Below are 15438 nucleotides of genomic sequence, written 5' to 3' on the forward strand. Positions count from 1 at the left end.
GCCCACGCGCTCAGCGGAACAGGCTGATCAGGTGCGAGCGCGAACGCACGTCGAGCGCCAGCAGCAGCGACGAGACGTAGTTCTTGACCGTGCCCAGCGACAGGCCAGTGCTGTTGCTGATCTCCTGGTTGGTGCAGCCCGACAGCACCAGCTCGAGGATCTCGAGGTGGCGCGCCCCCAGCTCGGCGACCCGGTCGAACATCGCCGACGACGGGAAGCGCGGGAACAGCGCCGCACTCGGCGCGGCGCTGCGGCTCTCGCGTTCGGGCGGCTTGCGCAGCAGGCTCAGCAAGGTGGCGCGCATCTCGGCGGCGTGCGCCGACTTGCCGATGTAGGCCACCGCACCGAGCGCGCGCGCCTGGCGCATCACGAACTCGTCCTGGGTGGCGCTGAAGATCGCCACGCGGGCCAGCGGCTGCTGCTGCAGGAACACCCGCAGGCCCTGCAGGCCCTTGCAGTCGGCCATGTTGAGGTCGAGCAGCACGGCGTCGATCGGGCCGTGGCGGCGGTGCATCTCGATCGCCTCCTCGAGCGTCGAGGCCTCCAGCCATTCGATCTGCAGCTGGTCGATCGTGCCGTAGAGCGCCTTCACGCCGAAACGCACCAGCTCGTGGTCATCGGCCAGCAGCACCCGCACCGGCTGGGGCCGGATGTCCGGGCCCAGGCTGGCGGCACCGGCGGCCCTGCCGGCCTGGCCCTGGGGCGGACTCGAAACGACTTCGGTTTCCATCGACTGTCTCCGATTCACCGCCGACTGCGCGGTGCAAGGACCGGGATCGACCACCGATGATGACCGGCGGAGGAACGCCGCACATCGTCAACCCGGACGAAAGCGGCCGCACACCGGGAGCAGCGCCTCATCCCGCAGAGCGTGATGTTGTGCCTGATTCAGCGTCACCGATGCGCGACATGTGAGCACCCGTAACAAATCCGGCGTGAATGCATCACAGATTCGCCGGTAATTGCGCACCACCGGGCGCGGCGGCGCAACCCTAAATTGGTGGACATGGCGCCGCCCCGCCTGCCCTCCGGCAGGCCGCCAACCCAGGGACCGCAGCATGTACACCTCATCCGCACACCCGGCGATCAGCCCCGCGATCGGCACGCCGCTGACCCACATGCTGGCGCACGCGCTGGGCGCCTTCGACGAGATCGACTACGGCATCGTCATCGTCGACCGGCTGGCGCGCGTGCTCAACGCCAACCACATGGCGCGCTGCCTGTGTGCCGAACGCGACGGCGCCTGCCTGCTGCAGGCCGACCGGCTGACCGCGCGCCAGTGCGGCGACGACCACCTGCTGCAGCAGGCCGTGCAGAGCGCCGCCGGCCAGGGCCGGCGCAGCCTGCTCACGCTCGGCGCCGGCGAGCGCAGCCAGACCGTGGCGGTGGTGCCGCTCGGCCAGGGCACGGCGCCGGCGGTGCTGCTGGTGTTCGGCAAGCGCCAGGTATGCGAGGCGCTCAGCGTCGACCACTACGCCCGCGTCAACGGCCTGACGCACGCCGAAAGCATGGTGCTGGCCGCGCTGTGCGACGGCGACAAGCCGCAGGAGATCGCCGAGCGCTTCGGCGTGGCGGTGTCGACCGTGCGCACCCAGATCGCCAGCATCCGCCAGAAGACCCGCACCGACAGCATCCGCGACCTGGTGCGCCGCATCGCCGTGCTGCCGCCGATCGTCTCGGCGCTGGGCCGCGCCCAGGCTCATTGACGGCGACGCCGCCCGACCCGCCCGCCTCACCGGGGAGACCAGGCCATGGACACTTGCGCCGAACTGGACCTTCGCCTAAGTTCAGTGCCCATGAGTTCACGCACGGGCCGCCCCGGGGCCGCCACCCCGTCACTCGACGAACTGCCTTTTTCACCGGCGCTGCGCGCGCTGGCCGAACGCGCCGAGCCGCGCCGCTACCGCAAGGGCGTGCTGCTGATCCAGGAGGGCGACCAGGGCGACACGCTCTACATCGTGCTGAGCGGGCGGGTGCGGGCGTTTTCGCAGGGCGACAACGAACGCGAGATCACCTACGGCGTCTACGGGCCGGGTGAATACGTCGGCGAGATCAGCCTCGACGGCGGGCCGCGCTCGGCCAGCGTGATCACGGTCGAGCCGACCGCCTGCGTGGTGATCCCGCGCCAGACGCTGCTGCTGCACATCGCGCAGTACCCCGAGTTCGCCTTCGAGCTGCTCGCCAAGGTGATCCGGCGCGCCCGCGCGGCCACGCTGTCGGCCAAGCAGCTGGCGCTCAACGACGTCTACGGGCGGCTGCGCGCGCTGCTCGAGTCGCTGGCCGAGGCGCAGCCCGACGGCACGCGCCAGGTCGGCGAGCGCCTGACGCACCAGGACATGGCCAACCGGCTGGGCTGCTCGCGCGAGATGGTGAGCCGGCTGATGAAGGATCTCGAGGAAGGCGGTTACGTGGCCGTCAACGGACATACCCTGGTGCTGCCCCGCGCCCTGCCGGCGCGCTGGTAGGACACCGGCGGCGTGCCGGCACCGCGGCCGCGCGTTTCGAGGAGCTCAAGATGGAACAAGCCTGGGGCAAACCACCCGCACCGGTCATCCTGATGATCGTGCGCGAGGCGGCATGGCTGTCGTGCGCCCTGTCCGACGGGCACGGCGTGGGCATCCACGCGCAGATCCGCATCGCCGATCCGGCGGCGCTGCAGGCCGGGCTGGCCGAGCGCGACGCCGCCCCCGCCGACACGGCGGCGCGCCAGGCGCTCGGCGGCCGGGTCTGGCTGGAGCTGCTGCCGGCGCCGATCCGGCGCTTCCTGCACGCCAGCCCGGCGCGTGTGCTGACGCTGCAGCTCGGCGCCGACCTGGCCGGCCTGCCGTGGGAACTGGCCTTCGACGGCACACGGCACCTCGATGAGAAGTTCGCGCTGGCGCGCCAGATCCTGCGCGACGAAGACGCGCCGACCCCGCCGGTGCGCGCCGCCGCGCCCGAGCAGCTGCGCGTGCTGGTGCTGGCCCGGCTCGACCCGGCGCCCGCGGCCGATGCCGCCGCCCGCGCGCTGATCCAGGGCCTGCGCCGGCTGCCCGGCCTGCACCTGACGGCGCTCGATGCCCGCGAGCTGGCCGGCCTCGCCCAGCCGGCACTGGCCGCGCTGGGGCTGCACGACATCGTGCACTGCTGCGGCATCGAGCCGCGCCTGCTGGCCGGGCCGCAGCTGCTGGTCTGGGAGCCGCCACCGGCCCGGCCGGCTGCCGACGCCCGCGCCGGCCCGGCCGGCGTCGATCCCTGCGCCACGCGCCTGACGATGGCCACGCTGGCCTGGGCGCAGGCGCAGGGCACGCAGCTGCTGGTGCACCCGATCGCGCCGGCCGGCTTCATGCCGGTCTTCTACGGCCAGCTGGCGAGCGGCCAGCCGCTCGGCGAGGCCGCCCGCCGGGCCCGCATCGCCGCCCGCGAACAGGGCGACGCCTGCTGGCTGGCCCATCTGCAGGGCGATGCCCAGCTGACCCTGCTGCGCAGCGCCGGCCGCGCGCCGCAGCCCGACCACCTGCGCCAGGTCACGATGCTGTCGTGCGACATGGTCGACTCGACCCGGCTGATGCGCCACCTCGGCAGCGAGGCCTACAGCGAGATCCTGCTGCGCTACCACGGCGCCTGCGCGGCGGTGGTCGGCCAGCACGGCGGCGTGGCCGACGACCCGCAGGGCGACGACGGCGTGATGTGCTACTTCGGCTTCCCGCAGGCGGCCGAAAACGCCGCCGTGCTGGCGCTGCGCGCCGGCCTCGAACTGCTGCGCTGCATGGCCGACGCCGGCATCGCCGTGCGGCTGGGCGTGGCGACCGGCCAGATCGTCGTGCGGGCCGGCCAGCCGGTCGGCGCGGCGGTGCACTACGCCGCCCGCCTGCAGGCCATCGCCGCGCCCGCCACGCTGCTGGCGAGCGAGGAGACCCGCCGCGTCGCCGGTGAGCGCTTCGAGTTCAGGCGCCTCGAGCAGGTGCCCGACATGAAGGGCTTCGACCGGCCCGAGCCGGTCTACCGCGTGCTGGGCGAATCGGCGCTGCACGGCACCGAACGCTTCGACGCCCGCTCGCGGCTGTCGCCCTTCGTCGGCCGCGACAAGGAGCTGGCGCGGCTGCGCGCGCACTGGCGCCACGCCAGCGCCGGCCAGTGCCTGGCGATCTACGTCTCGGGCGACGCCGGCATCGGCAAGTCGCGGCTGGTGCGCGAGTTCCGCCGCGCCGAGACCGGCCGCGGCCAGCTGACGATCGAATGGCGCTGCGCCCGCGAGCAGAGCAGCAGCGCGCTCTACCCGGTGACCGACTTCCTGCGCCGCCACCTGCGCCTGCAGGCGGGCGACGCCGCGCCGGTGCAGCTCGCCCGGTTGGCCGCCAGCAGCCTGACCGATCTGGCGATCGAGCCGGCCACGGCGCTGGCCCTGGCCGCCAACCTGCTGTCGATCGAGACCGGCGAACGCCACGCCGTGCTCGACGGCGCGCCCGAGCGGCTGCGCCAGCAGACCCTGGAGCTGCTGCAGAAGTGGCTCTGGCGCATCGCCGACAGCGCGCCGCTGTGCCTGATCATCGAGGACGTGCACTGGATCGACCCGACCACCAGCGAGCTGCTCGGCCGGGTCACCGCCGAGCGCCAGGACGGCGGCCTGATGCTGCTGATGACCGGTCGCCCCGAGCCCGAGCACCAGTGGGCCGCCGCGCTGGCCGCCGAGGAGATCGCGCTGGCCGGCCTGAGCGACGAGATGTCGCGCGCGATGGTGGCGGCGGTCTGCGAGGGCAGCCGGGTCGACGCCGCCTTCGTGCAGTGGCTGGTCGAACGCGCCGACGGCGTACCGCTGTTCATCGAGGAATCGGCCCGCATGGCGCTCGACATCGGCGCCGAGGAAGGCACGCCACAGCTGCGCCGCGCCAGCCTGCAGGACGCCGTGCCGACCACCATCCACGACCTGCTGATGGCGCGCCTGGACCGCATGCCGCTGGCCAAGCACGTGGCGCAGGTGGCCAGCGCGATCGGCCGCGAGGTCGCGCGCCACCTGATCGAGGCGGTCTGCGCGCACGAGCGCTGCCCGATCGCGGTGGCCGACCTCGACGAGGGGCTGGCGCTGCTGGTGCGCGCCGGCCTGCTGATCCCCAAGGGCAGCGGGCCGGGCAGCAGCTTCCTGTTCAAGCACGCGCTGGTGCGCGACGCCGCCTACGGCTCGATGTGGGGGCGCGACCGCAAGCGCCTGCACGCGGCGATCGCCCACGTCATCCAGGACACCCTGCCGCAGCTCGCCGAGCTGCAGCCCGAGCTGCTGGCGCGCCACTGTGCCGAGGCCGGCATGGCCGCCGAGGCGCTGGTGCAGTGGGAACGCGCGGCGCGCCGCTCGGCCGCCCGCTCGGCGCAGCGCGAGGCGATCACCCACCTCGGCCACGCGCTGGCCGCGCTCGAGGCGCTGCCCGCCGGCCTCGAGCGCGACCGCATCGAGCTGCGCCTGCAGCTGATGCGCGCCGGCCGCCTGATCGCCACCGAAGGCTACGGCGCCGACCAGGTCGAGGCGGTCTACGGCCGCGCGCTCGCGCTGTGCCGCCAGCTCGACGACCCGGTGGCGATGGCCAAGGCGCTGTTCGGCCTGGAGGGCTACCACTTCATGCGCGCCGACTTCGGCCGCGCCCGCGCCATCAGCGAGCAGGCCGCCGAACTGGCGCGGCACTCGTCCGACCCGATGGCGGCGCTGCAGTCGCAGTGGGTCGCCGCCAACCTGCTGTTTCATCAAGGTGAACTACGCCCGGCGGTCGAGCGCATGGACAGCTGCCTGGCGGCGTACCAGACTCTCGAACACCGCCCGAACGCGGTACAGGATCCGGGCGTGATGTGCCTGTGCTACTCGTCGTGGGCACTCTGGCAGCTCGGCCAGCCCGATCAGGCGCTGCAGCGCGCCACCCGGGTGGTCGAGCTGGCGCGCCGTCTCAACCACCCCTTCAGCATGGCCGAAGCATTCGGATTCATCACCGTGGTGCAGCACTTCCGCGGCGACCACGAGGCCGCGCTGCACAGCGTCGAGCAGGCCCTGCGGATCAGCGAGGACGGCGGCTTTTCGGTCTGGCTGGCGCATGCCCAGGTGATGCACGGCCGGCTGCTGGCGCAGGGCGGCGAGCACGAGCGCGGTGTCGCGCTGATGCGCAGCGGCTACGAGCGCTGGTCGGCCAGCGGCGCGGTCGTGACGCGGCCGTTCTACCTGGCGATGCAGGCCGAAGGGCTGGCGCTGGCGGGCCGTCCGGACGAAGGCCTGGGCCTGCTCGACAGCGCACGCGCGCTGATCGAGCAGCACCACGAGCGCTACTTCGAGCCCGAGGTGCTGCGCCTGACCGGCGAGCTGACGCGCCAGCTGGCGAGCCGGCACGGCGGGCTGCAGGACGACGTCGCCGAGGCCTGGTTCGAACGCGCGCTGGCCTCGGCCGACGAGATGCAGCAGCACGGCCTGGCGCTGCGCTGCGCCTGCAGCCTGGCGGCCTTGTGGCAATCGGCGGACGCGCACGCCCGCGCCGGCCAGCTGATCGAGCGCCATCTGCGGCTGTGCACCGAAGGCAGCACCACCGCCGACCTGCGACGCGCCCGCGCGCTGCTGGCAGCGGCACAGGAACACACCAGGGGGACACCATGGTCATCGACGACACGACGCGCTTTCGCGCCGACGATCACGCACTGACGGACCGGCTGCTGGCCCGGCTCGAGGCCGGCCCGGGCGAGCCCGGCGACTGGCGCGAGCTGGCCGACGGCGGCGTGCTGATGTTCAAGAGCCGCACCGAAGAAGGCGCGCAGGTCGCGCTGGTCTGCGACCCGGCGCTGGTGCGCCAGGTGCTGGCCGACCCGCAGCGCTTCAGCAACGAGCCCTATGCCGCCATCGGCGGCGGCGGCTTCATGCTGGCGATGGACGGCACGCCGCACGCCGAGCAGCGCGGCTGGGTGCAGCAGCAGCTGTTCGGCGGCCGCGCGGGTGCGCCGCTGTGGATCGGGCAGCTGGCCGAGATCGCCTGCGCCGAAGCCCTGACCCTGCCGCTCAAGCGTGCGCGTTTCGATCTGGTCGACCTGGCGCGGCAGGCGGCGCTGCGTTTTGCCGGCAAGCTGTTCGGCCTGCCGCGCAGCGACCACGTGCTGCTGATGCGGTCGATGCAATACCTCTACGACGGCCTGGTGCACCAGATCATCGGCCGCCACGTCAACACCGACCCGCAGCAGGCCTGGCGGCGCAGCAGCAGCACGGCGCTGCGCGACCGCATCAAGGCGCTGATCGCCGACCACCAGAGCCTGGCCGGCACCGGCACCGGCACCGGCACCGGCACCGGCGCCGACGCCGACGCGGCCGTGCCGGTGGACGTCAGGACCGCACGCCGCCGCCAGACGCTGCACAAGGAGCTCGACACGCTGCGCGCCGACATCGCCCGCCTGACCGGTGGCGCCGGGCCGGTGGCCTTCACGCCGCTGTGCGCGCGTTTCGGCACCCGGCCACAAGGCCAGGCCGGCGAGCCGCAGTCGCCGGACGAACGCGCCGCGCTGGTGATCGGCCTGATCGGCGGCGTGATCGGCAATGTGCAGACCAGCGTGGCGATCGTGATCGACCGGCTGCTGGCCGGCACCGGCACCGAGCTGCGCCAGGCGGTGCGGCTGGCGCAGGCGGTGTGTGCGCCGGCCGGCGACACACCCGGCGCCAAGGCGGCGCGCGACGAGCTGCGCGGCTGCATCCGCACGATCCTGGCCGCGCAGCCGCCGGTGGCATTCGTGCCGCGGCGGGTGGCGGGCATCGGCGCGCCGGTCGAGCTGGGCGGGCAGCGGCTCGTGCGTGGCACCGACCTGATCCTCGCGATGGGCGCGCCGGCTCGCAGCGCGGCGGCGGCATCCGGCAGCGCCGCCACCGAACTGGGCGGCGCCGAGGCCGCGATCTTCGGCACCGGGCGGCCGCACGACTGCATCGGCCAGTACCTGATCGAGCCGCTGCTGGTGCGCATCACCGCCGAGGTGCTGCGCCTGCCGGGGCTCGACTTCGTCTGGAACGACACCGACCGGCGCCTGCAGCGGCTGCAGCGGCGCTGGGCCTTCAAGGCGCTGCCGCTGCCGCTGCAGTACGCCCGCGACAGCCGGCTGGTGCAGCAGCCACTGTGCGTGCTGATGGACGTCAAGGAGCCGGTGGCCGAACACGCCGCCGCGCTGCAGGCGGTGATCGGCTACGGCGCGCCGGTCATCGAGCGCAGCCTGCGCGAAGCCCGCCACGTGCACTTCGCGTGGTTCCTGCTGCTCGACGACAACCGCAAGCTGGCGCTGTTCACCACCTACGACGGCGACTTCGACGCCTACATCGAATACTTCGCCAACGCGGTCGGCGACCTGTTCGACACCCTGTTCGAGCACCTCGCCGACCCGCCGCCGATGCCGGTGCACCAGCACCCGAAGGAGTTCGTCGCCAAGATCCGCGCCTACAACGGCCGCAACGCGCCGGTCGGCGGCTACCTCTTCAGCGCCCACCCGACGCTGCGGGTGGCCGACCTCGACAACGCCGCCGCGCCCTGGCGCGCGCGCGCCCGGCCGCTGCCCGACGGAGCCACGTCGTGAACCGCCCGATCCACACCCCGTCGCGCGTGCAGCGCCTGCCGGTGGCCGGCTACAAGCGGGCCACGCACGCCCGCCACCTGCTGCTGGCGATCCGCTCGGCCGAGGCGGCGCGGGCGCTGCTGCAGCAGTTGCACCACGACGACCGGCAAGGCCTGCGCTTCGGCCCCGCCGATGGCTGGCACGCCCCCGAAGCCAGCGGGCTCGACATCGGCTTCAGCCACGACGGCCTGCTGCGCCTGGGCCTGCCGGCGCCGCACACCGGCACGCTGGCGACCCGCGCACGCGCCTTCAAGCTCGGTGCCTATCAGCGCGCCGCCCGGCTCGGCGACAGCGGCGACAGCGCACCGCTGCGCTGGGAGCGCGGTTTCGCGCCACGCGAGACCGACCTGATGCTGTCGATGCACGCCGCCGACGCCGCGACGATCGACACGCGCTGGCGCCACCTGACCGGCTTGCGCGGCTGGGCCGACGCCTTCGAGCTGCGCAGCGAGCAGCCGGCAGCCCATCTGCCGCAGAGCGCCCGCAACCCGGGCCGCCGCAGCGAACACTTCGGTTTTGCCGACGGCCTCGCCAACCCCGACCTGGGCCTGGCGCGACCGCGCGCACTCGCGCCCGACACGCCGGCCGACGCCGCCACGCCGACGGCGCTGGGCGAGCTGCTGCTGGGTCATCCGAACCAGGTCGGCGCCAATCCCTGGTTCTTCGATGACGACGCCGGACTGCCGCAGCCACCGCAGCGGGGCCGGGCCCCCGACGAGTTCGAGCAGAAGCAGGCCGAGCTGAGCGACTTCTTCCGCGACGGCTGCTTCGGCGTGCTGCGCAAGATGGCGCAGCACGTCGAGGTGTTCGAGGCCTGGGTCGACCAGGCGGCGCGACGGCTGATGCACGCGGCCGGGCCGCTCGACCTCGATGCGGCGCGGCTCTACATCAAGGCCAAGCTCTGCGGGCGCTGGCCCAACGGCCAGGTGCTGAGCGAGCGCGACGGCTATCGGCAGCCCGACGCCGACGCCGAGGGCCTGAACCGCTTCGACTTCAGCGACGACCCCCAGGGCCGCGCCTGCCCGTTCGGCTCGCACATCCGGCGCATGAACCCGCGCAGCGACGCGGTGGTGCCGGCCCGCACGCGTGCCCTGGTGCGCCGCGGCATGCCCTACGAACAGGCCGGCGACGCCGACCGCCAGCGCGAGCGCGAACGCGGCCTGATGGGGCTGTTCTTCTGCGCCAGCATCGAGGACCAGTTCGAGCACCTGCTCGGCGAATGGACCAACAAGAACCCGATGGGCCCGGACAACGCCGGCACCGCCAAGGACCCGCTGATCGGCCAGCACGAAGACCCCGAGGCCTTCCTCGAGATCTGGCTGCCGGACGGCCGGCCCTTGCGGCTCGACGGCCTGCCCCCGTTCGTGCAGACCCGCGGCACGCTGTACCTGTTCTACCCGAGCGAGCGCGCCTACCTCGAGATCTGCGGGGCGCGGCCATGAGCGCCGACGACCGCGAGCCGCCGGAAGACCGCTTCTGCGACCTGGTGCTGACCGGCGGGGTGACCAGCGGCGTGATCTACCCGGCGGCGATCCACGCGCTGTCGCGCAAGTACCGTTTCCACGCCATCGGCGGCACCTCGGCCGGCGCGATGGCCGCGGCGCTGACCGCGGCGGCCGAATACGCGCGCCGCTTCGGCTCGTCAGCCGGCTTCGAGGTGCTCAAGGAGATCCCCGAGCGGCTGGCCCGCCCGGTCGGCCAGGGCCGCGACGCGAAGACCAAGCTGCTCGCGCTGTTCCAGCCCTCGCCGCGGTGCGCGCGGCTGTTCGAGGTGCTGCTGGACGTGATCGGCACCGACCTGCAGCGGACCTTCGACGGCCTGTTCAAGCGCAGCGTGAAGGCCATCGCCCGGGTCTACGGGAATGGGCCGGCGGCCATCGTCACGGGCGTCTTCCTTTCGAGCCTGGTGGCGATCGCGTCGGGCCTGGACACGACCGTCGAGCGCGCCAGCGTGGCGGTGCTCGCGTTCGTCATCGGCATCGGCGTGGTCATCGCGGTCATAACGGCCCGACTCCTGCGCGACGTGCGCGACGGCCTGATCGCCAACGACTACGGCCTGTGCACCGGCCTGTCGGCATCGGACACGCCGGACGAGGACTCGGAGGCGGTGATCGACTGGCTGCACAAGGGCATCCAGTGGGCCTGCGGTCGCAGCACCGACGACACGCCGCTGACGTTCAAGGACCTGTGGGAAGCCCCGGCCACCGGCCTGCCGCCGCCCAAGCCGCGCCAGGCCGGACGCCGCGCGATCGACCTGCGCATGGTCACGACCAGCCTCACGCACGGCCGCCCCTACGAGCTGCCGCTGGCCGACACGGCCGAGAACGAATGCCTGTTCTTCTGCCTCGACGACTGGCGGCGCTACTTTCCGCCGCGCGTGATCGAGCAGCTGCGCGCCACCTGCACGCCTTACGGCGCGCTGGCCGGGCGCTTCGACCACGCGCCCGAACCCGAGGGCAAGGTGCTGCTGCAGATGCCGCGCGCCCGCATGCCGCTGGTGGTGGCGGCACGGCTGAGCCTGAGCTTTCCGGTGCTGTTCTGCGCGGTGCCGGCGTGGGGGTTCGATCCGGCGCTCAGGCAGTTCCGGCCTTGCTGGTTCTCGGACGGCGGCATCTGCGCCAACTTCCCGATCCACCTGTTCGACGCGTCGATCCCGAGCTGGCCGACCTTCGGCGTCTTCCTGACCGAGAACCGCAACGGCGATGACGAAAGCAATGTCGAGGTCACGCACACCCACGACGCGGGCGCCCACGATGTCTGGAGCGATTTCGGCGATCCGAACGAGCCGCCGTCGCTGGCCCGGCTGGGCCGCTTCGCCTGGAGCATCGTCAACACCGCGCGCCGCTGGCACGACCACACGCTGGCGCGCATGCCAGGCGTGCGCGACCGCGTGGTGCGGGTGGCGCTGGGTCGCGACCAGGGCGAGCTGAACCTGAAGATGAAGCCGGACGACATCCTCCGGATGGTCGACGAATGCGGCCTGAAAGCTGCGCAGGAACTGATCGCCAAGTTCGCCCCGGACGACACGCAGGGCTCGGTCGCCACGGCCTGGTCGGAGCACCGCTGGGTGCGCTTCAACGCCATCGTCGACGGACTGCGCGAGCGGCTCGACGGCCTGGCCGATGCGGCCGAGGCGGCGCCCTACTCGCTCAAGATCTCGCAGCAGATCGAGCGTGCCGGCCAGCACAGCCCGCTGCGCCGCGGCCACGCCGATCGCCTGCCGCGCGGCCCCTGGCAGAGCGCGCCGCCACCGATGTTCGAGGCCGAAGACGAGACCGGCAGCGGATCGGGCGACGCCGCCGCCCGCAGGGCCGCGCCGCTGGGCCAGCACCGCCGCGACACCGGCGAGGACCGGCTCGACGACGACCAGCGCCAGGCGCTGGCGGCGCTGCTGGATGCGCTGGTCGAGTTCGAGCAGAAGCTGCAGCAGAGCTGGCACGAGCAGCCCTACGTGCCGAACCCGCGGCCGCGGCTGGCGGTGCGACCGCCGATGTGAGGCGCCGGACGCGCGGGCCGATGCGGGCGTGCGCCGCGCAGTCGGCCACCCGGTCGGCGGCTCGGTCAGCCCATCAACCCGCGGCTGGCGGCCCGAAACGCCGCGCCGGCTTGGCCGCGCGCTGGTAGAGGCCGGCCACCTTCGGCAGGCTGGCCTGCATCTCCTTGATGCGGGTGTCGCTCGACGGGTGGGTCGACAGGAACTGCGGCGGCGCGCCCTTGTTGGCTTCCATCATCTTCTGCCACAGCGTCACGCCCGAGGCCGGGTCGTAGCCGGCGCGGGCGGCCAGTTCCATGCCGACCAGATCGGCCTCGGTCTCGTTGTCGCGGCTGAACTTGAGCGTCAGCAGCTGGCCGCCGGCATCGGCCACCGTGCGGCCCAGGTCGCCCAGGCCCAGCAGCGCCGCGCCCAGGCCGATCACGCCCTGCGTGGCCGCCGTCTTGCCCATGCGCTCGCGGGCGTGTTCGCGCAGCGCATGGGCCATCTCGTGGCCCATGATCATCGCCACCTCGTCGTCGCTCAACTGCAGCTGCTGCAGGATGCCGGTGTAGAAGGCGATCTTGCCGCCGGGCATGCAGAAGGCGTTGATCTGCTTGCTGCCGATCAGCGAGACCTCCCACTTCCAGCCCTTGGCGCGCGGGTTCCACTCGTAGGTGTAGGGGATCAGCCGCTCGGCGATCGCGCGCAGGCGGACCATCTGCGGGTGACTGTCGGGCGCCAGCGCGCCCTTGCTGGTGGCCTCCTGGCGCAGCTGGCTGTAGTTCTGCACGGCGGCCTCTTCGACCTGCTCGGCCGACACCAGCTTGGTGAACTTGGAGTTGCCGCCCACGTCGACCCCCTCGCGCGCCCAGGCCGGCAGCGCCGCCGCGGCACCCGCGCCCAGCAGCAGGCCGGTGAAGAGCCGGCGGCCGCGCACGGGCGCATGTCCGCCCGCATGCGGGCCGTGCAACGGGCAACCGCAGGCGCCGCGATGCAGCTCGATCGGCGTGAGGATCTCGGCGTCGGTGACAAAAGAATCGGTCATGGTGCTTCGGTCAGGGAACCAGGTTGAATGAGCTCGGCACGGGGCGGCAACACGCTCAGTCGTCGACCGGCCCGGACGGCGCGATGACGTCGAGCGAGCGCACGGTCTCGCGCATGGCCCACAGCATCCACAACGCCGGCATGGCGGCGAGCGTGGACAGGATGAAGAAGATCGGCCAGCCGATCGACTCGGCCAGCACGCCCGCCAGCGGCCCGACCCAGACCCGGCCGATCGCCGCAAAGGCGCTCAGCATCGCGTACTGGGTGGCCGTGAAGCGCTGGTTGCACAGGCTCATCAGAAAGGCCACGAAGGCCGCCGTGCCCATGCCGCTGGAGATGTTCTCGCTGGCGATCACCAGCAGCAGGCCGCCGTCGATCTCGGTCGGCTGCGCCAGCTTGAGAAAACCCCAGTCGAACGCCGGCATCAGCAGCCCCGGCAGCGCGCCCTTGCCGCTGACCGCCAGCCACCAGAAACCGACGTTGCTCGCCATCTGCAGCAGGCCGAACACGAACAGCGCCCGCCACAGCCCGAGCTTGAGCATCAGCGCGCCGCCCAGCAGCGCGCCGCCGATCGTCAGCCACAGGCCGATGACCTTGTTGACCACGCCGACCTCGGCCGAGCTGTAGAGCATGCTCTTGAGCAGAAAGGGCGTCATCAGCGAGCCGGCAAAGGCGTCGCCGAGCTTGTAGAGCACGATGAAGGCCAGGAAACCCCAGGCGCCCGGCTGGCTGAAGTAGTTGGCCAGGCCGCCGAGCAGGGTCTCGAACCGGGCCGCGCGCGCCGCCCAGGCTGCCAGCGGCAGCGTGAAACCGATGCCCAGCAGCAGCGCGGCCAGGTCGATCCAGCGCTGCTGCAGCGCCGGCGCGAGCGACGTGCCCGACATCGCCGAGCCCAGCAGCCAGCCGGCCAGCGGGTTGAGCAGCTGGTGGGTGACGACATAACCGAGCGCCACCGCCGCGAACACCGCCGCAAAACCGAGCAGGTCGTGGCGCGCCACGCTGGTCGGCGCCGGCAGCGTGTGCAGCCGCGGCAGCGCCAGCGCCGACAGCGCCGCCGCGCCGACCATCAGCGCGGCCATCAGGCGGTAGACCGCCGGCCAGTCCCAGGATGTGCCACCTGCAGCGGCGGCGGCGTTGCCCGGGTCGGTCCAGATCATCGCCACGCCGCCCGACAGGATCATCGCCAGCCGATAACCCAGCACCGACAGCGACGAGCCCAGGCCACGCTCGTGCGCGGGCAGCAGGTCGGTGCGGTAGGCGTCGATCACGACGTCCTGCGAGGCCGACAAAAACGCCACCGTCACCGCCAGCAGCGCGAACACCTGCACCGCACCGGCCGGCGGCGTGGCCGACATCGCCAGCAGCGCGCCGGCCAGCAGCAGCTGCGTGATCACCAGCCAGCCGCGCCGCCGGCCGAGCCCGGGCGGGTCGAAACGGTCCATCAGCGGCGCCCACAGGAACTTGAAGGTGTAGGGCAGGCCGACCAGGCTCAGGAAACCGATGGTCGCCACGTCGATGCCGTCCAGGCTCAGCCAGGCCTGCATCGCCTGGCCGGTCAGCGCCAGCGGCAGGCCGGAGGCGAAACCCAGCACGGTGACCGCTGCCAGGCGCCACCACCGCTGCGCGCGTTGCCGCGCACCCAGCGGCACGGCGGCGGGCTGGGCATCGGCGGCAAGGGTCGGGGCGGAAGGATCTGGCATCGGCAGATTTTAGGAGCGCCCCCTCGGGCGGCGCCGGCACGGGCGATCGCCGACAATCCGGCTGCCATGCAGACACCCGCACCGTCCGACCTCGCCCCCACGTTCTCGCGCCAGCACTTCCGCTCGGCGCTGGGCCTGTTTGCCACCGGCGTCACGATCGTCACCGCCCGGGCCGCCGACGGCACGCCGGTCGGGCTGACGGCCAATTCGTTCAACTCGGTGTCGCTGTCGCCACCGCTGATCCTGTGGAGCCTGGCGCTGAAGGCCAGTTCGCTGCCGGCGTTCACGGAGGGCACGCACTACGCGGTGCACATCCTGGCGGCCGAACAGCGCGCGCTGGCCGAACGTTTCGCCACGCCCGGCGTCGACCGCTTCGCCGGACTGCAATGGCGCGAAGGCACCGGCGGCGCGCCGCTGCTCGACGGCGCCGCGGCGGTGCTCGAATGCCACAACCGCAGCCGCTACGAAGAAGGCGACCACGTCATCTTCGTCGGCGAGGTCGAGCAGTGCCGCTTCCGCAGCGACGCCACGCCGCTGATCTTCCACGGCGGTCGGTTCTACACCGAGCTGCCGCTCTAAATTAATTAAACCAAGCCGCCGCCTGCGCAAAGGCGCCTCGTCTTGAAGCGGCGA

The 15438-nt window shown here is 72.7% G+C and carries 10 protein-coding genes; 7 read left to right on the forward strand and 3 right to left on the reverse strand.

What is annotated here, in order from left to right:
• Positions 1-10 precede the first annotated feature (10 nt).
• A complete protein-coding gene (locus LCHO_RS20415; protein WP_012349092.1) occupies positions 11-730 on the reverse strand; it encodes a response regulator transcription factor in 720 nt (239 codons plus the stop codon).
• Between the two features lie 328 nt (positions 731-1058).
• On the opposite strand from LCHO_RS20415, the gene LCHO_RS20420 reads away from it, so the two are divergent.
• The 6 genes from LCHO_RS20420 (at position 1059) to LCHO_RS20445 (ending at position 12082) form a co-directional block, all read left to right on the forward strand.
• On the forward strand, positions 1059-1706 hold the full coding sequence (locus LCHO_RS20420) for a helix-turn-helix transcriptional regulator (RefSeq protein WP_012349093.1): 648 nt from the start codon (positions 1059-1061) through the stop codon (positions 1704-1706).
• 90 nt (positions 1707-1796) lie between these two features.
• The gene (locus LCHO_RS20425; RefSeq protein WP_150105529.1) at positions 1797-2465 is read left to right on the forward strand and encodes a Crp/Fnr family transcriptional regulator; all 669 of its coding nucleotides are present in this window, start codon (positions 1797-1799) and stop codon (positions 2463-2465) included.
• Positions 2466-2515: 50 nt separating this feature from the next.
• Positions 2516-6649 (forward strand): AAA family ATPase, encoded by a 4134-nt coding sequence (locus LCHO_RS20430; protein ID WP_012349095.1) that lies wholly within the window; start codon positions 2516-2518, stop codon positions 6647-6649.
• On the forward strand, positions 6601-8547 hold the full coding sequence (locus LCHO_RS20435; protein ID WP_012349096.1) for a cytochrome P450 family protein: 1947 nt from the start codon (positions 6601-6603) through the stop codon (positions 8545-8547). The genes LCHO_RS20430 and LCHO_RS20435 overlap by 49 nt, the downstream gene beginning before the upstream one ends.
• Positions 8544-10028 (forward strand): Dyp-type peroxidase, encoded by a 1485-nt coding sequence (locus LCHO_RS23195; protein ID WP_012349097.1) that lies wholly within the window; start codon positions 8544-8546, stop codon positions 10026-10028. The genes LCHO_RS20435 and LCHO_RS23195 overlap by 4 nt, the downstream gene beginning before the upstream one ends.
• A complete protein-coding gene (locus LCHO_RS20445; protein WP_012349098.1) occupies positions 10025-12082 on the forward strand; it encodes a patatin-like phospholipase family protein in 2058 nt (685 codons plus the stop codon). The genes LCHO_RS23195 and LCHO_RS20445 overlap by 4 nt, the downstream gene beginning before the upstream one ends.
• A gap of 73 nt (positions 12083-12155) precedes the next feature.
• On the opposite strand, the gene LCHO_RS20450 is transcribed toward LCHO_RS20445, so the two are convergent.
• Both LCHO_RS20450 and LCHO_RS20455 read right to left on the reverse strand, forming a co-directional pair.
• Positions 12156-13106, reverse strand: coding sequence for a M48 family metallopeptidase (locus LCHO_RS20450; protein ID WP_012349099.1), 951 nt, complete (start codon positions 13104-13106; stop codon positions 12156-12158).
• Positions 13107-13161: 55 nt separating this feature from the next.
• Positions 13162-14805 (reverse strand): AmpG family muropeptide MFS transporter, encoded by a 1644-nt coding sequence (locus LCHO_RS20455; RefSeq protein ID WP_012349100.1) that lies wholly within the window; start codon positions 14803-14805, stop codon positions 13162-13164.
• Between the two features lie 66 nt (positions 14806-14871).
• Here LCHO_RS20455 and LCHO_RS20460 point away from each other — a divergent pair, with 66 nt between their 5' ends.
• The gene (locus LCHO_RS20460; RefSeq protein WP_012349101.1) at positions 14872-15384 is read left to right on the forward strand and encodes a flavin reductase family protein; all 513 of its coding nucleotides are present in this window, start codon (positions 14872-14874) and stop codon (positions 15382-15384) included.
• Positions 15385-15438: the final 54 nt, after the last annotated feature.

Origin of the sequence: Leptothrix cholodnii SP-6 (assembly GCF_000019785.1) — a bacterium.
In the GTDB taxonomy this organism is placed as follows: Bacteria; Pseudomonadota; Gammaproteobacteria; order Burkholderiales; family Burkholderiaceae_C; genus Sphaerotilus; species Sphaerotilus cholodnii.